Annotated in this window: 15 protein-coding genes and 1 tRNA gene; 5 read left to right on the top strand and 11 right to left on the bottom strand. The window is 67.5% G+C overall.

What is annotated here, in order from left to right; all coding sequences use genetic code 11:
• The 7 genes from ABIS05_RS05425 to hemA form a co-directional block, all read right to left on the bottom strand.
• On the bottom strand, positions 1–496 hold a 496-nt coding region (locus ABIS05_RS05425), incomplete at its 3' end, for a hypothetical protein (RefSeq protein ID WP_348009412.1).
• 100 nt (positions 497–596) lie between these two features.
• A complete protein-coding gene (locus ABIS05_RS05420) occupies positions 597–1,160 on the bottom strand; it encodes a UbiX family flavin prenyltransferase (RefSeq protein ID WP_348009411.1) in 564 nt (187 codons plus the stop codon).
• The gene (gene grxD, locus ABIS05_RS05415; RefSeq protein WP_348009410.1) at positions 1,160–1,474 is read right to left on the bottom strand and encodes a Grx4 family monothiol glutaredoxin; all 315 of its coding nucleotides are present in this window, start codon (positions 1,472–1,474) and stop codon (positions 1,160–1,162) included. The genes ABIS05_RS05420 and grxD overlap by 1 nt, the downstream gene beginning before the upstream one ends.
• Before the next feature lie 56 nt (positions 1,475–1,530).
• A complete protein-coding gene (locus ABIS05_RS05410; RefSeq protein ID WP_348009409.1) occupies positions 1,531–2,103 on the bottom strand; it encodes a hypothetical protein in 573 nt (190 codons plus the stop codon).
• Between the two features lie 127 nt (positions 2,104–2,230).
• Entirely contained in the window at positions 2,231–3,040 is an 810-nt protein-coding gene (gene prmC / locus ABIS05_RS05405) for a peptide chain release factor N(5)-glutamine methyltransferase (protein WP_348009408.1), read from the bottom strand.
• On the bottom strand, positions 3,037–4,122 hold the full coding sequence (gene prfA / locus ABIS05_RS05400) for a peptide chain release factor 1 (protein WP_348009407.1): 1,086 nt from the start codon (positions 4,120–4,122) through the stop codon (positions 3,037–3,039). Before prfA ends, prmC begins: the two co-directional genes overlap by 4 nt.
• A gap of 66 nt (positions 4,123–4,188) precedes the next feature.
• Positions 4,189–5,451, bottom strand: coding sequence for a glutamyl-tRNA reductase (hemA, locus tag ABIS05_RS05395; protein WP_348009406.1), 1,263 nt, complete (start codon positions 5,449–5,451; stop codon positions 4,189–4,191).
• Positions 5,452–5,664: 213 nt separating this feature from the next.
• Here hemA and ABIS05_RS05390 point away from each other — a divergent pair, with 213 nt between their 5' ends.
• On the top strand, positions 5,665–5,940 hold the full coding sequence (locus tag ABIS05_RS05390; RefSeq protein ID WP_348009405.1) for a hypothetical protein: 276 nt from the start codon (positions 5,665–5,667) through the stop codon (positions 5,938–5,940).
• On the opposite strand, the gene miaB is transcribed toward ABIS05_RS05390, so the two are convergent.
• The 4 genes from miaB to ABIS05_RS05370 form a co-directional block, all read right to left on the bottom strand.
• Positions 5,930–7,273 (bottom strand): tRNA (N6-isopentenyl adenosine(37)-C2)-methylthiotransferase MiaB, encoded by a 1,344-nt coding sequence (miaB, locus tag ABIS05_RS05385; protein WP_348009413.1) that lies wholly within the window; start codon positions 7,271–7,273, stop codon positions 5,930–5,932. The two genes, ABIS05_RS05390 and miaB, sit on opposite strands and share 11 nt — an antisense overlap.
• An 8-nt stretch (positions 7,274–7,281) precedes the next feature.
• Positions 7,282–7,659, bottom strand: a complete 378-nt coding sequence (locus ABIS05_RS05380) for a hypothetical protein (protein ID WP_348009404.1) — start codon at positions 7,657–7,659, stop codon at positions 7,282–7,284.
• A gap of 90 nt (positions 7,660–7,749) precedes the next feature.
• A tRNA-Met gene (locus tag ABIS05_RS05375) sits at positions 7,750–7,826 on the bottom strand.
• 26 nt (positions 7,827–7,852) lie between these two features.
• Complete coding sequence (locus tag ABIS05_RS05370; RefSeq protein ID WP_348009403.1) at positions 7,853–9,508, bottom strand: GDSL-type esterase/lipase family protein; 1,656 nt, start codon at positions 9,506–9,508, stop codon at positions 7,853–7,855.
• Between the two features lie 133 nt (positions 9,509–9,641).
• On the opposite strand from ABIS05_RS05370, the gene ABIS05_RS05365 reads away from it, so the two are divergent.
• From ABIS05_RS05365 to ABIS05_RS05350, 4 genes are all read left to right on the top strand, one after another.
• Positions 9,642–10,994, top strand: a complete 1,353-nt coding sequence (locus tag ABIS05_RS05365) for a hypothetical protein (RefSeq protein ID WP_348009402.1) — start codon at positions 9,642–9,644, stop codon at positions 10,992–10,994.
• Positions 10,995–11,319: 325 nt separating this feature from the next.
• Positions 11,320–14,496, top strand: a complete 3,177-nt coding sequence (locus tag ABIS05_RS05360) for a TonB-dependent receptor (protein WP_348009401.1) — start codon at positions 11,320–11,322, stop codon at positions 14,494–14,496.
• Between the two features lie 92 nt (positions 14,497–14,588).
• Complete coding sequence (locus ABIS05_RS05355; protein WP_348009400.1) at positions 14,589–16,445, top strand: rhamnogalacturonan lyase; 1,857 nt, start codon at positions 14,589–14,591, stop codon at positions 16,443–16,445.
• Positions 16,442–17,434, top strand: a complete 993-nt coding sequence (locus tag ABIS05_RS05350; RefSeq protein WP_348009399.1) for a hypothetical protein — start codon at positions 16,442–16,444, stop codon at positions 17,432–17,434. Before ABIS05_RS05355 ends, ABIS05_RS05350 begins: the two co-directional genes overlap by 4 nt.
• Positions 17,435–17,438 lie beyond the last annotated feature (4 nt).

The following is a 17,438-nucleotide window of genomic DNA, read 5'->3' as shown; positions in this document are numbered from 1 at the left end:
AGAGCGACATGACGCCGCCAGCGCTCTTGGCGCTGGCGGCGGCCTGCGAGATGGCGGCGCTCTGCTGGATCGTGGCCGAGAGCTTCAGCGCCTCGCGGGCCTGGCTGGCGATGCGGGTCGCGAAGCTGGGCCGACTGGTGTCGGCGTTCAGGAAGGCCTTGGTGGCCGCCTTGTCGGCGTCGCTGCCCTTGATGTCGACGCTGCCATCGCTCTTGATGGTGAACTCGATGGGGCCCGTCAGCTTGACGCCGGCCTCGTCCATGGCCCCGCGCAGGTCGGTAGACAGGGTTTTCTGGCCAGTCTCAAGCGCCTGGGCGGCTGTTGCCGCCTTGTTGGCGCCCGCCGCGCGCTGCAGCGCTGCCAGCGATATGGCGGGCGCCCCCGCCTTGCTGCCCGAAGCTGCGGCCTGGTCGGTTGTGCCGGCCTTTGTCGACGCGCTGCCCTGGCCCTGCGTGGACAGATAGCTGAGCAAAGAGCCACTGAGACCGGAAAACATCGCGCACCTGCAGAGTTGGTGCGGCATCTTGCAGTGGCTTGTGCCCGGTCGAAGCACGCAGCAAGGCGGGGTTCACCGCCCTCATCGCTGTTGACGAGGGCTACAGGCCTGTCCAGACCTTGGGCTGAGCCTGGGCCACGCCGGCCAGTTCCAGCACGCGCTCCACCGTCTCGGCCACCATCTCGTCAATGGTCTTGGGATGGTGATAGAAGGCCGGCAACGGCGGGAAGCAGATGCCGCCCATCTCGGTCACAGCGACCATGTTGCGCAGGTGGGCGAGGTTGAACGGTGTCTCGCGCACCATCAGGATGAGGCGACGACGCTCCTTGAGTGTCACGTCGGCGGCGCGGGTCAGCAGGTTGTCGCCCAGGCCGTGGGCGATTGCCGCGAGCGACTTCATCGAGCAGGGCGCGACGACCATCGCGGCGGTGGAGAAGCTGCCGCTGGCGATGCAGGCGCCGATATCGCCGGGGGCGTAGGCGTGGGTCGCCTCGGCCTCCAGCTTGGAGCGGTCCAGGCCCAGTTCGTGGTGGGCGTTGAGGATGCCGGCGGGCGTGGCGATGAGGTGGGTCTCGACGCCCAGCTCGCGCGAGCGGCGCAGCAGCCGCAGCGCGTACGCCGCACCCGTTGCGCCCGTCAGCCCGACGACGAGCCGCTGAGCCATCAGGCGGCGGTCAGGGCCTGCTGCAGTTCACCCGACTCGTACATCTCCATCATGATGTCAGAACCACCGACGAATTCGCCGTTGACGTAGAGCTGTGGGATGGTGGGCCAGTTGGCGTAGTCCTTGATGCCCTGACGCACTTCTTCGTCTTCGAGGACGTTGAAGGTCTTCAGGTCGCTGACGCCGGAGGCCTTCAGGATCTGGATGGCGCGGCCGGAGAAGCCGCACATCGGAAACTGGGCCGTGCCCTTCATGAAGAGCACGACACGGTTGGACTTGACCAGGTCGTCAATGCGTTGTTGAACGTCGCTCATTGCAGTTCTCGGAAAAGGCAAAACGGCAATTATCCGGGAGCTACCCGGCCCGCACTTCAATAGCTGTAAGCCAGACCCAATTGCAGCAGGGGCTTGAAGCGCAGATCGCGCATCGCGTCCTCGAAACCTTGGGCGCTGCTGCGGCCCAGGCGCATGCTGCCCACACTGCCCGACATCAGGCCGAGATCGGCGCTGAAGGCGAAACCGCTGCTCTTCAGGCGGCCGGTGTAGCCGACGCCGACGTAGGAAAGGTTGGCGCTGGGTTCGAGCGAATAGGCGTCAAGCCCGCTGACCACGAGGCTGCGCCGGCCGGCCGACACGGGGCCGCTGCCGAGGGCCAGGCCGCCGCTGCTTTGCGACATCGACAAGGGCCCCAGCAGCAGGCCGCCGGTGGCGCGCAGGCCGCCGTGCAGGCTTGCGAAGCCGGAGCTGGTGAGGTAGTAGTCGCCGAGCAGGTTGGCGCTGAGGATGCGCGAGCCGCCGAGGTGAGGCAGGACGTCGGCGCCGCCATCGGCGCTGCTGAGCTGCACTCGGGCCTGCCAGCGCGGCTGGGCTTCGACATCGGCCCAGGCCGACAGCGTGAAGAGGGCAGAGAGGCTCAGAACTGCAGCGCTTGCGAAGCGGGCCATGATCGACTCCTGCACGGTGCAGCGGGAGGCACCGGGATTCGATACTACGCCCGCGCTTGCATCCGCCGCACGAAGAACTGACGGCAAAACATCACGCAAACGCGGTGGGTGTTCGCCGAACGGCAAGTCAGGCTTGGCTGCGCCAGCGGCCGCCACTGGCGCGAGCCCGGCCGGCGAGGTCGTGTCTGAGGCAGGACTCATCAAAGTTGCGGGCGGCCAGGTGTTGCGCCACCGCATCGGCCTGATCCCAGCCGTGCTCCAGCAACAGCCAGCCGCCGGGCGACAGATGTTGCGGCGCCGCGTCAATGAGGCTGCGCAGGTCGGCCAGGCCGTCGCCGCCGGGCGTCAGTGCCGTGATCGGCTCGTGGCTCAGCTCGGGCAGATGCGGGTCGTCGCCGGCGATGTAGGGCGGGTTGCTGACGATGAGGTCGAAGCGCTGACCGGCCAGCGGCTCGAACCAGTTGCCGTGGCGCCAGTCGACCGGCAGGCCGAGGCGTTCGCCATTGGCGCGGGCGACGGCCAGCGCGTCCGCGCTGAAGTCGACGGCGGTGAGTTGGGCGCGTGGGCAGGCCGCCTTGATTGCCAGCGCGATGGCGCCGCTGCCGGTGCCCAAGTCGACGACGCTGGGTTGGCCAGGTAGCTCCGCGAGCAGTTCCAGCGCCCAGTCGACCAGCGTTTCGGTATCGGGCCGGGGAATCAGCGTGGCCGGCGTGACCTGCAGCATCAGGCCGTGGAAGGGCTGCCAGCCGGTCAGGTGGGCGAGCGGTTCACCATCGGCCAGACGACGCAGCGCGGCCTCGGCGCCGGGTGCGGGCGCATCGCCGTGGGTAATGAGCCAGGCGCGGCCCTGGTCGGTCAGGTGGCCGATCAGGACTAGCGCATCGCCGCGCTCGACGCCGAGCTGGCGAGCCAGAGCCAGTGCCTCATCAACGGTCACGCGCGGCCTTCTTCCAGCTGCGCAAGCTGCTCCGCCGCCTGCGCGGCCAGCAGGCCCTGGATCACGTCGCTGAGGTCGCCGTCCATGATCTGGCCGAGCTTGTAGAGCGTCAGGTTGATGCGGTGGTCGGTGAGCCGGCCTTGCGGGAAGTTGTAGGTGCGGATGCGGTCGCTGCGGTCGCCGGTGCCGATCAGGCCCTTGCGCGTGGCCGCCTCTTTGGCGTCGCGCTCGATGCGGGCCTTCTCCTGGATTCGTGCCTGCAGAACCTGCAGCGCCTTGGCCTTGTTGCTGTGCTGGCTGCGGCCGTCCTGGCATTCAGCGACGATGCCGGTCGGCAGGTGGACGACGCGCACCGCAGAGTCGGTTTTGTTGATGTGCTGGCCGCCGGCGCCACTGGCGCGGAAGGTGTCGATGCGCAGGTCGGCCGGGTTCAGCGTGATGGCCTCGGTCTCGTCGGGTTCGGGCATGACGGCGATCGTGCAGGCGCTGGTGTGAATGCGCCCCTGGGCTTCGGTCGCCGGCACGCGCTGCACGCGGTGGCCCCCGCTCTCGAACTTCAAGCGACCGTAGACGCCCTCGCCCTCGACGCGCACCACCAGTTCCTTGTAGCCGCCGAGGTCCGACACGTTCTCGGACAGGATCTCCGTGCGCCAGCCCTGGCCTTCGGCAAAGCGCAGGTACATGCGCGCCAGGTCTCCTGCAAACAGGGCGGACTCGTCGCCGCCCGCGCCCGCACGGATTTCGAGGAAGGCGTTGCGCTCGTCGTCCGGGTCCTTCGGGATCAGTGCGAGCTGCAACTCCGCGTCCAACGCGGTCAGTGCGGACTCGGCGTTCGCGATTTCCTCGCGGGCCATCTCGGCCATCTCGGGGTCCGCCAGCATGTCGCGCGCGGCAGCCAGGTCGGCCTCGTGGCCCTGGTAACGCCGGTATTGCTCGACGAGGCCGGCCACCTCGGACTGCTCCTTGGTCAGCGCGCGGTAGCGCTTCATGTCCGAGGCAATGCTGCCGTCGGCGAGGAGGGCGTCAAGCTCGGCGAGGCGGAAGCCGAGGCGGTCGAACTGCTGGCGCAGGGAGTCTTTCATGGGCGGAGGAGCGAGAAGGCAGTCGGTGGCGGCGCAGGCTGCGCCGGGCGGCGGTGGTGAGCGCCGCTAAGACTGCTTGCCGCGCAGGAACAGGCGCGACACCGTCTGCGCCAGCTGCAGCCGCTGCTCGCCGTCGCTGGAATTCAGCTCGGCCAGCGTGCCGTGCAGCAGCTTCTGTGTGATGCCTTTGGACAGCGCGTCCAGCACCTCGTCCACGTCCGCACCCTTGGCCAGCAGCTTGCGGGCGCGGGCTATTTCTACTGCGCGCCAGTCGTCGGTCTGCGCATGCAGCGCCTGGATCAGCGGCACCGTGTGGCGCTGGTCCAGCCAGTGCATGAAGCTCTGCACGCCGGTCTCGACGATGGCCTCCGCCTGCTCGACGGCGGCCTGGCGCTTCTCGCCGGCCGTCTGCACCTGCACGGCGAGCTCGTCGACGGTGTAGAGATAGACGTCGTCCAGCTGGGCGACCTCGGGCTCGATGTCGCGCGGCACGGCCAAGTCGACCATGAACATCGGGCGGTGCTTGCGTTTCTTGAGCGCGCGCTCGACGGCGCCCAGGCCGATCAACGGCAGGCTGGACGCGGTGCACGACACGACGATGTCGAACTCGTGCAGGCGGTCGGGCAGGTCGCTCAGGCGCACGGCCTCGGCGCCAAAGCGGATGGCCAGCTTCTCGCCGCGCTCCAGCGTGCGGTTGGCCACGGCCATGTGGCGCGGCGTCTTGGCCGCGAAGTGAGTCGCGGTCAGCTCGATCATCTCGCCAGCACCGACGAAGAGCACGCGCGTCTTGGCCAGGTCCTCGAACAGCTGACCGGCGAGGCGCACGGCGGCAGCGGCCATGCTGATGGAGTGGGCGCCGATCTCGGTGGAGCTGCGCACTTCCTTGGCCACCGAGAAGCTGCGCTGGAAGAGCTGGTGCAGCGTCGTGCCCAGGGCGCCGGCGGCCTCGGCCTCCTTCACGGCCTGCTTCATCTGGCCGAGGATCTGCGGCTCGCCCAGCACCATTGAATCGAGCCCACTGGCGACGCGGAAGGCGTGGCGGGCGGCGGCGCTGCCCTGCATCACATAGGCGTGCTCACGCAGTGCGCCGGCCTCCACGCCACCGGTCTGCGCCAGCCAGGCGATGGCGGGCTGCACCTGGGCAGACGGTGCCGCGACGTAGACCTCGGTGCGGTTGCAGGTCGACAGGATGGCGGCCTCGGGCGCGCCGGGCAGCTTCTGGCGCAGGCCGGCCAGCGACGGCGCGAGTTGCTCAAGCGTGAACGCAAACCGCCCGCGCAGATCGAGCGGGGCGGTGTTGTGGTTCAGGCCGAGAGCAAAGACCGACATGGGTTGAATTGTCCTAGATTCGGCTGTGGGGCGTGACCGAAGGGCGGGCGAGGCGGGCCGCTGTCAAGGCGCGACGACGATGCGGGCTCGCTGCCCGCGAGGAGAAGCAACGCTGGCAGCGGCTCGAAGCGACCGACCGGCGGGCGCGAACTACGGCCGAATCTAGGACTTAGGATTCGGCGCTTTTATGCGACTGACAACGGTCAAGCCCGAATGAGCCCTCTCGACGCCTTTTGGCACATCGCCAACCTGTTCGCCCCGGCCTGGGGGCTGGCGGCGCTGCTGGCGGCGGCGATCAAGGGGCTGTGGCGGCGCCAGGCGAAGTCTGTGAGCTGGCGGAAGTTATGGGCCTGGGGCGCGGCGGGTGGCAGCGTCGCGGCCATCGTGGCTTTGACGGTGCTGGGCCGCGACGGGAAGATGGCCGGCTACGCCTTGCTGGTGCTTGGCGTGGCCCTGCCGCAGTGGTATTTGCTCAGCTTCAAGCGCTGAGCACATCCTCGGTCGTGACGACCTCGGCGCGCAGCGAGTGCGCGAAGGCGGTCGTGATGCGCACGTCGACGAGCTGGTTCATCAACCGCGGTGAGCCAGGAAAGTTGACGATGCGGTTGCACTCGGTGCGGCCCATCAGCTCGGTGGCGTCCTTGCGGGCGGTGCCGGTGACGAGCACCTTCTCGACCTTGCCGACCATGCCTTGCGAAATCGTCAGCGCGTGCGCTTCGATGGCGGCCTGCAGCTCCTGCAGGCGCTTGACCTTGACCTCGTAGGGCGTCGTGTCCTCCAGCGCTGCGGCCGGCGTGCCGGGGCGGGGGCTGAAGATGAAGCTGAACGAGGCGTCGAAGCCGACGTCGTGGACGAGCTTCATCAACTTGGCATGGTCTTCCTCGGTCTCGCCGGGGAAGCCGACGATGAAGTCGCTGGCCAGCCGCAGGTCCGGGCGGAGGGCGCGCAGCTTGCGCACGGTGCTCTTGAACTCCAGCGCCGTGTAGCCGCGCTTCATCGCCATCAGGATGCGGTCGCTGCCGTGCTGCACGGGCAGGTGCAGGTGGTTCACGAGCTGAGGGATCTTGCCGTAGGCCTCGATCAGGCGCGGGCTGAACTCGTTGGGGTGGCTGGTGGTGAAGCGCAGGCGGCGGATGCCGGGGATCTCGGCGGCGTATTCCAGCAGCAGGGCCAGGTCGGCGAACTCTGAGGTGTCGCCCATCTTGCCTCGGTAGGCATTGACGTTCTGGCCGAGCAGGTTGATCTCCATGACGCCTTGGTCGGCCAGGCCGGCGATCTCGGTCAGCACGTCGTCGAACGGGCGCGAGACCTCTTCACCGCGCGTGTACGGCACGACGCAGTACGAGCAGTACTTGGAGCAGCCTTCCATGATCGACACGAAGGCCGACGCGCCGTCGACCTTGGCCGGCGGCAGGTGGTCGAACTTCTCGATCTCGGGGAAGGAGATGTCCACCTGCGGGCGGCGCGTCTCGCGACGGGCGTCCAGCATGGCGGGCAGGCGGTGCAGCGTCTGCGGGCCGAAGACGATGTCCACGTAGGGCGCGCGCTCGATGATGGCCGCGCCTTCTTGAGAAGCTACGCAGCCGCCCACGCCGATCATGACGCCCTTGGCCTTCAGGTGCTTCACGCGGCCAAGGTCGCTGAAGACCTTCTCCTGCGCCTTCTCGCGCACCGAGCAGGTGTTGAACAAGATGAGGTCGGCCTGCTCGACGTCCGTGGTCGGCTCGTAGCCTTGGGCGGCGCCGAGCACGTCGGCCATCTTGCCGGAGTCGTACTCGTTCATCTGGCAGCCGAAGGTCTTGATGTAGACCTTCTTGGAGATCACATCACTCATGGCTTGCTCCAGGTCTGGTTGCCGCCGTTGAACTGCCAGGTCGCGGCTTCGGCACGCGTCGTTGGCCAGGGCTTGTTGGCGAGCTCGGCAGGGTTCAGCACCCAGACATCCATGATCAGCCCGCTGTTCTCGACCGTGTAGTGCACGATGAGCTTTTGGCCGGTGATGGCGCCGGGTTGCACAAGCAGGTTTGTGTCGCCCTTGATGCGGCTGCCCGGCGCGAGGCGCGCGGCCCGGCCGTTCAGCAGCACGTCGGGGTGCTGGGTGACGACGAGCTCCCCGCGCAGGGTTTGGGGCGTGAAGAAGCGGTGCGTCTGGGCCTGGGCGGCCAGGCAGGTGACGGCGAGCGTCAAGGCGAGAACACAGCGGTACATGGCATGTCCAGTGGCTGCGAAAGCAGCCATCTTGCCGACCGGCTGCGGAAATGAAAACGGCCCGAGGGATGCTCGGGCCGTTCCGGATTTTGGTGGCGCTTCAGGGACTCGAACCCCGGACCTGTGGATTATGATTCCATCGCTCTAACCAACTGAGCTAAAGCGCCTGAGCCCGCTATTCTAAGCGAGGTTTTCAGGGCTTTGCAAGCGCGCCTTGCAACGGCTTTCCGGGCAGGCGCTTCAGGCCCTCGACGAGCTGGGTGGCGTTGAAGACCGCACCGGCGTCATTCGTGTGCGTGCGGGCGTCTGCGAAGAAGCTGTCGACGCGCTCGGTGCCAGCAGCGCGATAGGCCTCGGTCACGAGCATCGTCAGGTCAATGAACTGGGCGCCGTTGGCGCGTGCGACCTGTTCGCCCCAGGCGGCGTAGTTCTCGAAATCGCGTGGTTGCTCCGACTTCCAGCGGTCCTTGTGCGGGATGGGGGAGAGCACAACGACGTTGGCGCCCTTGGCCTTGGCATCGTTGATGTAGCGCGCCAGATACCAGCCAAAGCTCTGCACCATCTCCTTCGTGCCGTCGGGCCGGGTGTCTTCCACGGCCTCGGGGCCGATGCCGGGCACCGAGCCGCGGTTCTTGCCGGCCGGGTCGCCGATGCGGGCGCCGTCGTTGTGGCCGAACTGGATCAGCAGCGTGTCGCCGGCTTTTAGCTGATCGAGCACGGAGGCCCAGCGGCCTTCTGTGAAGAAGGTGCGGCTGCTGCGCCCGCCGATGGCGTTGTTGACGACGTTGATGCGCTGGGTGTCGAAGAAGGCGGCGAGCCGCTCGCCCCAGCCGTAGGCGCCGCCCTGGCCGCCGCTGCGCACGGTGCTGTCGCCGATCAGCACGAGGCTGGGCAGCTTGGGGTCGCGCGGGGCCTCGACCTTGACCTTGCGGGCGTCGACCACCGGGCGGTCGTCGCTGCCATCAGGCGCGAAGCGGCTCAGGTAGACGGCGTCGGGCAGCACCTTGTTCTGGATCAGGCCGGCGATGACGAGCTGGGCGTTCACCGCCGCACCGAGCCAGTTGGTGTGCACGGTCTCCTGCGGCATGTCGGCCGGGAAGAACTTCTCCACGGCCGCCTTGCCCAGCGCCTCGTAGCGCAGCGCGCCCCACTCGTTGAGGTCGATGAAGGCGACGTTCTCCTGCTTGGCGACTTCGGCCGCCCAGGCTGCAAAGTTGCCGCCGGCGCGCATCACCTTGAGGCCGTCCGCCTCCCAGCGCTTGCGGATCACCGGCGAGGCGACGACGGGCGTGGCCCCTAGCGCGCGAATCTCGGCGATGTAGCCGCGCAGATAGCCGCCGTAGGTGGTGACCGTTTCGGGCTTGCCGGTCAGCAGGTTGTTGATGTCTTGCTTCTCGGGCCCGGTGCCGCGCAGCACGCCGCGGGCGCGGCTGTTGTCGTTGACGGGGCTGGCGTCGTTGTGGCCGAACTGCATGACGACCCAGTCGCCCTTCTTGATGAAGGGCTTGGTACGGTCCCAGTGGCCGCTGGTGCGGTAGGTGCGGCTGGACAGGCCACCGACGGCGCGGTTGACGACGTTGACCTTGTTCAAGTCCAAGTAGGCGGCGATGGGGTTGCCCCAGCCCCACTGGCCCTCGGCGCCCTTGCCCTGGCCGTCGTCGCGGCCGTTGCGCACGGTGGAGTCGCCGATGAAGATCAGCGACGGCAGCTCTGGCTTCGCGGGCTCGGGCAGTTGGATCTGCGCGCGGGCGGGGTCGGTCGTGGCGGTGAACTCCTGCGCATGGGCCTGGGCCAGTGGCAGGGTGAGCAGCAAAGCTGTGACAAGGCGGCGTGTGGGCATGACGATCATGGCGCGCATGCTAGGAGAGCAGCGACCCGCCGGACAGGCAGGACAGCGCAAGTTCTTGAGCGATTGGCGGCCAGCAACAGTCCTTGACATGCCCAGCCCTAGAGTCGCCGCACTTCGACCAGCAGGCACCGCCATGCGCTCCAAAAACACCTTGTTCATCGGCGTTCTGCTCAGCCTGGCGCTCGGCTCGGCCTGGGCCCAGATCGGCCAGCGCTTCCCGTCCGAGAAGCGCGTCGTGCCCGACCCGATCACCGGCACGCCGCTGACCTTCCTGACGACGCAGCCGCGCGGCGACTCCAAGATCTACCCGAGCCACCCGCAGTGGACGGCCGACGGCCAATGGCTGGTGTTTCGCTCCAACCGCGTGAAGGGCGAGGCCATCGCCGTCAACGAGGCGACCGGCGACCTCGTGCAGGTCACCGAAGGCGGTTACGACGGCATGCTCAACCTGGCGCAGTCGGGCGGCAACAAGCTGTTCTTCCTGCGCAAGGACCCGGCCGGCGCGCCTAAGGTGATGCAGGCCATCGAGGTGGACCTGGACCGCGTGTTTGCCGACAGCAAGGCCGGTGCGATGAAGCCGGCGAGCACGTATCAGCGCGTCATCGGCACGCTGCCGGCGGAGCTGGAAGCGGTGGGCGACAACGCGCTGGACGCCGACGGCCAGTGGTTCTACTTCCGCGTCACCGGCAAGGCGTTTGCCGGCGCGCGGCTGCCGGCCGGCACCAAGATCGAGGCGCCTTTCGGCCCGCGTGGCATGGGCGCTGGCCCGCACGCCATCGGCAAGATCAACGTGAAGACGGGCGAGATCAAGCACGTCGTCTCCGTGCCCTTCCAGATCGGCCACATCCAGAGCAACAGCTGGAACCCGGGCGAGCTGGTGTTCAGCTGGGAGACGGGCGGCAAGTCGCCGCAGCGGACGTGGACGGTGCGCGGCGACGGCACCGGCATGCGCCCGCTCTACCCCGAGGCGCCCTACGAGTGGGTGACGCACGAGACCTTCATCGGCAAGGACGAGGTGGCCATGGCCATCATGGGCCACCGTCCCATCCCTGGTGTCGTCGACCCGAGCCGGCCGGCGGGCACTGCCGTCGAGGGTGCGAACCCCGGCCAAGACGATGCCTGGGGCAACACCGGCACGCGCGAGAAGCCCACGGGCCTGGCCATCGTCAACCTGCGCACGCGCGAGATGACCATTGCTGGCCAGACGCCCTCGGGCAGCGGCCTGTGGCACGTGCACGGTTCGGCGGACGGCCGTTTCGCCACGGGCGACGACTTCGGCCGCAGCCTCTACCTGATCGACCGCAAGACGCGCGAAATGATCGTGCTGACGACCGGCCACAAGGCGACGGCGCGGGACCACATCCACCCGACCTTCAGCCCCGACGGCAAGAAGATCGAGATCCAGTCGGCCATGCTGTCCGCCGATGGGCGCGAGATGAATATCTGCATCGTGCCGGTGCCGCAGGCGTGGCTGGATCGGAAATAGTTTCACGCGAGGTGCACGAGGGTATTGGAGTATTTCGAATTTCGATATTCGGAATACTCAGTGAGCTGCGCGGTATTCGCGCGCGACAGGGCTCGACGGCACACTGCGCAGTGGCACTGCAGCGCAGCAATGCGTGGGGGTGCTCCAGGATTTGAGTGAAAGCTGCGCCGTTTCAGGGTTAACGCGAGCCGAAGCAATCATGGCCGTGATTCTTTGGCGTATGGAGGTCACGGCTTGAATATCGGCCTCTAGAATTATCTCCGGGGGGCAGTAAGAGGGCGCAGTTAAAAGCACCCATCTCGCCGATAGTTTGGAGTTACACAAAATGCTGAAGAAGAATTCCGGCGGCATGCCGGTTTTGCGCTGGACCCCACTGGCGCTGGCCGTCTCGGCCGTTCTGGCCAGCCAGGCTCAAGCCCAGGAGGCCGCCGCGCCTGCCGCCGCTGCTTCTGCACCTGCCGCCACTGCTTCCGCGCCGGTCGCTGCCGCCAAGCCCACCGCCACGGATGCCAACCAGTTGGAGACGGTCGTCGTCACCGGCATCCGCCGCTCCATCCAGAGCGCCATCGACCGCAAGCGCAACGCGTCCACCGTCTCGGACAGCATCGTTGCCGAAGACATCGACCAATTCCCCGACAAGAACGTCGGCGAGGCGCTGTCGCGCATCACCGGCGTGCAGCTGTCGCGCCAGTTTGGCGAAGGTTCGCAGGTGTCCATCCGCGGCGTCGAGCCTGATCTGAACCGTGTCCAGATCAACGGCATGTCGGTGCTGGGCACCAATGGCGGTGCCGGGCGCGGCGCCGAGCTGCGCGAGCTGGCGTCGGAGCTGATCGCCTCCATCGACGTCATCAAGGGCTCGACGGCCGACCTGACCGAAGGCGGCATCGGCGGCACCGTGGACGTCAAGACGCGCAAGCCGTTGGACTTCACCAAGCGCACCATCGCCGGCACGCTGGCGGCCGAGCAGGGCAGCCTGCGCGGCGGCGTGCAGCCGCGTGGCACGCTGCTACTGGCCGACAAGTTCCTGGACGGCAAGCTCGGCCTGATGGCCAACCTCGTCTACGACAAGATCTACACGCGCGGCGACTTCGCTCGCAACACCTCGTGGGCCTTCCTGCGCGACTGGGATTTCTCGGCCGACAAGACCCTCACCAGCCTGAACGCCAACGCGGCAGCCGTCACCACTTCGGCCGGCTGCGGCAGCTTGGCCGCCGCTGACCAGGCGCCCTGCCGGAGCCAGTGGTTCGACTACTCGCCGCGCATCTCGCGCTACGGCATCTGGACCCGTGACCACAAGCGCAGCTCCGCCGAAGTGACGGCGCAGTACCAGTTCACCAAAGAGCTGGATGGCTACGTGAGCTACCAGGCCAACACGCAAGCGCAGCGGCTCAACGACATGAACTACGGCACCGACTTCTCGGCGGTGACGCGGCTGAATTCGTCGGGCAATGCACCGGTCTACTCGGCCACTGCCGTGCCCTCGGGAGGCACCTGCGTCGCCGCGCCGGCCGCCGCCACGCCGGCCGGCATGGTGGTCGACAACCACCACGTCACCCAGTTCACCGTGGGCAACTGCCTGAACGTGGCCGGCCAGGGTGGCCAGGGCGCGTTCAGCACGTCGGCGCGGGATTTCGCGCTGGACATCAAGTCCAAGTACACGACGGCCGGCTTCAAGTTCAAGAACGACAAGTGGCGCATCGAAGGTCTGCTGGGCGACTCCAAGTCGGACTACAAGAGCGAGAGCAACAACATCGTGCTGACGCAGAACGCGCCCGGGCTGGTCGTCAAGCTCGACAACAACCACCTGCCGCAGTTCACCTTCCCAACGGCCTACAGCCCCGACGACGCTTCGTCCTATGTGCAGGCGCAGCTGCAATACCGCCCGTCGGCCACGAAGAACACCGAGCGCCAGGGCAAGCTGGACTTCCAGTACAACCTGGACCACGGCTTCTTCCAGAGCCTGTGGTTCGGCGGCCAGGCGCGTGAGTCCAGCTCGCGCCAGTACAACGGCGGCGGTTACCTGATCCAGAACAACGGCCTGCCGGCCCTCACCGACGAGGCCGTGGACGTCAATGCCCGCACGGCCAACGTCAACCAGACCTTCATCTTCGACCCGCTCTACACCGGCACCGCGCAGCGCCCGAACGACACGCAGACCTTCATCAACAGCGGCTTCAAGACGTCCTACGTGACCGGCGCGCGCATGCAGGAGATCGTCAACACGATCCGCACGAAGTCGCCCGGCACCTTCCTGGGTGGCTATGGCGACGTTTCCGGCGTGCCCGCCAACTGGACCGCGCCGAACTATGCGGCCACGGTGGCGTCCAGCATCTTCGACACCAAGGACTTCAGCCACAAGTATCTGTACTCGACGCCCGGTAACGATGGCAAGACCTATCCGCAGATCGCGACCTTCGACGTGACTGAGAAGGTCAAGGCGGGCTACGTGCGTCTGGACTGGGGTACAGAAGTCCTGGGCATGCCGCTGGACGGCAATGTCGGCGTGCGCTACGCCCGCACCGACCTGACCACGACCGGCCTGCAGGCCGACCGCGAGTGCGACCCGGCCGCCGTGTCGACCTGCACGGTCCTCGTGAAAAGCAACAAGGTGGTCACGCTCAGCAACAGCTACAACGACGTGCTGCCGAGCCTGAACGGCACGCTGCAGCTGCTCAACGGCCAACTGCTGGTGCGCGGCGGCTGGGCCAAGGTGATGGCCCGCCCGGCGATCGACCTGCTGGCGCCCAACATCACCTGCACAACCGGCAGCGGCAGCCCCGCGCGCCCCGGCGGTGATGGCACCGACGACTGCACGGCCGGCAACCCCAGCCTCAAGCCCTACCGTGCCACCAAGTACGACCTGAGCCTGGAGTACTACCCCGGCCGCGACACGCAGGTCAGCCTGGCCACCTTCCGCACCGACATCGACACCTATGTCCGCAAGAACGTTGTGAACCGTGGTGTCAACTTCTACGGCGACGGCCGCATCTTCGACGTGACCCAGGCCGTCAACGGCGAGGGCGCGCGCACCCAGGGCCTGGAGCTGGCGGGCCGCACGGCGTTGTCCTTCCTGCCGGGCTGGCTGGGCAACTTCGGTGTCGATGCCAACTACACGCGCATGACGTTCAGCTACGCCAAGGGCAACGAGCTCATCAGCCCGCTGGACAACTCGGTGCTGCCGTATCCGGGCCTGTCGAAGAACTCCTACAACGTGGGCCTGTGGTACGACGACGGCAACTTCAACGCCCGCCTGGCCTACGCCTACCGCGACAAGTACTACAGCGGCACTAATGACGTGTCGGGCAACCCAAACTTCAGCGACAAGACCGGCTACCTGGACGCCAAGATCCAGTGGAAGGCCACGACGAACTTCACGGTAGCCTTCGAAGCCAAGAACCTGACCGACCAGGCCGAGCTGACCTATGCGGGCGACCTGTCGCGCCCCAACGAACTGGCCTGGTCCGGCCGCCGTTACTACGTGACGCTGGGCTACAAGTTCTGATCTCCGGGCGTTGGCCGGGCATGGCCAATCCTGTTGCACCTGGATTTCAGGTGCCCGGCCTCAAGTGAGGCCGTTTTTTTTAAGCTGACGCGATGACTTCATTGACCTCACTCACCCGCCTTTGGCGTGGTCTCGCCTACGGGCTGTTGCTCACCGGTGCCGCCACCGTCCAGGCCGACTCGCGCCAGGTCGAGAAGCTGGACCGCGGCGTCGTTGCGCTGGCCACGTCGTCCGGCGTCTTCATCAGCTGGCGGCTGCTTGGCACGGAGCCCGCAGACGTTCGCTTCAACGTCTACCGCGATGACAAGCGCGTCAACCGCGAGCCGCAGGCGCTGACCAACCTGGTCGACGCGCAAGGCCGCAGCGACAGCCTCTACAGCGTGCGAGCCGTCGTGGCCGGCCACGAGCTGCCTGCGTCTGCCGCCACCTCGCCGTGGAGCCAACCCTACCTGCGCGTGCCGCTGCAAAAGCCTGAAGGCGGCGTGACCCCTGACGGCGTGGCCTATCGCTATGAGGCCAATGACGGCGCGCCGGCCGACCTCGACGGCGACGGCCAGTACGAGCTCATCGTGAAGTGGCAACCCACCAATGCCCACGACAACTCACACAAGGGCTACACCGGCCACACGCTGCTGGATGCCTACCGCCTGGACGGCACGCGGCTGTGGCGCATCGACCTTGGCCGCAACATTCGCGCCGGTGCCCACTACACCAGCTTCCTCGCCTACGACTTCGACGGCGACGGTAAAGCCGAAGTGATGATGAAGACGGCCGACGGCACCGTGGACGGCGCGGGGAAGGTCATCGGCGACGCCAAGGCCGACTACCGCAACGAGGCCGGTTATGTGCTCGCCGGCCCCGAATTCCTGACCGTCTTCAACGGCCTGACCGGCGCCGCAATGGCGACCACGGCCTACAACCCACCGCGCGGCGACGTGGGCGCCTGGGGCGACACCTACGGCAACCGCGTCGACCGCTTCACGGCCGGCGTGGCCTACCTGGACGGCCAGCGGCCTAGCGCCGTGTTTGCGCGTGGCTACTACACCCGCGCCGTGCTCGCGGCCTGGGACTGGCGCGACGGCAAGCTGAGCCAGCGCTGGACATTCGATAGCGACAGCGACCCAGCCAGCAAGCCGGTGGCGGGGCAGGGCGCGCACTGGTTCTCGGTCGCCGATGTCAACGGTGACGGCCTGGACGACATCATCTACGGCGCCGCCACCGTCTCCGGCACCGGCAAGACGCTCTACAGCACCGGCCTGTGCCATGGCGACGCACTGCACGTCAGCGCCTTCGACCCGGCGCGCGAAGGCCAGCAGATCTTCATGGTCCACGAGAGCCCGCGCTGCTACGGCGAGCATGGCCTGGAGATGCACGACGCGGCCACCGGCAAGCTGCTGTGGAGCATGTCCGGCAAGAACACCGACGTGGGCCGCGGCGTCTGCTTCGACATCGACCCCGCCCACCCCGGCGCCGAATGCTGGGGCAGCGTCGGCGGCCTGATGAGCGCGGGCGGCAAGCTCATCAGCGAGCAGCACCCCAACCACTTCAACTTCGCCGTCTGGTGGGACGGCGACCTGCTGCGTGAATCGCTGGACCACGTCGCCATCGACAAGTGGATGCCCGCCACCTTCAAGTTCGAGAACCTGCTGAACGGCAAGAAGTTTGGCGCCGCCTCCAACAACGGCACCAAGGGCAACCCGGTGCTGTCGGCCGACCTCTTCGGCGACTGGCGCGAGGAAGTCGTCTGGCGCAACGAGGACAGCACCGCGCTGCTGGTCTTCTCGACGCCGCTGCCCACCGAGCACCGCCTCGTTACGCTGATGCATGACCCGCAATACCGCGTGCAGGTGGCCGCGCAGAACGCCGGCTACAACCAGCCGCCGCACACCAGCTTCCACCTCGGTGCGGCGATGAAGGCGCCCCGCTACTTGCCCATCACGACGCCATGAAATCCGCCGTCCTGCTGAGCCTGCTGCTGGCCCTGGCTGGCTGCGCAAGCGTCGAGCCGGCGCCGCGCCCTCTGTACCGCGACCCGGTGCTGGACGGCGCCGCCGATGTGTCGCTCGTCTTCAATCGGGGCCTGAAGCGGTGGGAGATGTTCTACACCAACCGCCGCGCCACGCTGCGGCTGGACGATCCCAAGGACGTGAGCTGGGTGCACGCCACGCCCATCGGTATCGCCACGACGGACGATGGCAACCACTGGCGCGCGTCAGGCGAGGCGAAGTTCCCCGCCGAGTGCGCCGGCGTCACGCTGTGGGCGCCCGAAATCCAGGACTTCGACGGCGCCTACCACCTGTGGCTCACCGTTGTGCCCGGCGTGCACAAGAGCTGGACGGGTGAGCGCCGCATCGAGCACCTCACCAGCACCGACCTGCGCCACTGGCAATGCGCCGGCCGCGTCGACCTGGGCTCGCCCAAGGTCATCGACGCGGCCGTCATCCGCGCGCCGCAGGGCGGCTGGCGCATGTGGTTCAAGGACGAGCAGGGCGGCAGCAAGCTCAAGGTGGCCGACAGCGCCGACCTGAAGACCTGGACCGTGCGCGGGCCTGTGAGCCCGTTGCCCGGCGAGGGCCCCACGGTCTTCCAGTTCGCTGGCAAATGGTGGCTGGTGGCGGACCTGTGGAAGGGCTTGCTCGTGCTGCGCTCGGACGACGCCGAGCACTGGGAAGAGCAGCCCACACGGCTGCTGGCGGGCATTGGCCAGCACCCCACCGACCGCGCCAAGGGCCAGCATCCCGGCGTGCAGGTCGTGGACGGCCGCGCCTACCTCTTCTACTTCACGCACCAAAGCGGCGAGCCCGAGGCCAAGACGGACGATCGCTGGCACCAGCGCACAGTCATCCAGGTGGCGGAGCTGCAAGTGAAGGACGGCTGGCTGACGGTGGACCGCAACGCGCCGCCGCCGGATCTTCGTTCGGCCTTCAAATCACGTTGACGTG

The organism is Roseateles sp. (assembly GCF_039929605.1).
In the GTDB taxonomy this organism is placed as follows: domain Bacteria; phylum Pseudomonadota; class Gammaproteobacteria; order Burkholderiales; family Burkholderiaceae_C; genus Pelomonas.
This window is presented reverse-complemented; position numbering and strand designations above follow the sequence as displayed.